General features: G+C 53.2%; 1 protein-coding gene. It reads left to right on the forward strand.

Translation table 11 applies throughout. The annotated features are described in order from the left end of the window. A partial coding sequence (locus tag E2K52_RS15295; protein ID WP_201798526.1) for a hypothetical protein occupies window positions 1–312 on the forward strand: 312 nt, incomplete at both ends.

Here is a 312-nt window from a genome sequence, read left to right on the forward strand (position 1 = left end):
CGCTATCTGAATCCGAGTCGCTGTCAGAGTCTGAATCGCTGTCTGAATCAGAGTCGCTGTCCGAGTCTGAGTCGCTGTCTGAATCCGATCGCTATCGCTGTCTGAATCCGAGTCGCTGTCTGAGTCTGAATCGCTGTCTGAATCAGAGTCGCTATCCGAGTCTGAGTCGCTGTCTGAGTCCGAGTCGCTGTCTGAGTCCGAATCGCTGTCTGAGTCTGAATCGCTGTCTGAATCAGAGTCGCTATCCGAGTCTGAGTCGCTGTCTGAATCCGAATCGCTATCGCTGTCTGAGTCCGAATCGCTGTCTGAATC

The sequence above is a fragment of the Acinetobacter sp. RF14B genome, from assembly GCF_006864105.1.
Lineage (GTDB): Bacteria > Pseudomonadota > Gammaproteobacteria > Pseudomonadales > Moraxellaceae > Acinetobacter > Acinetobacter lwoffii_C.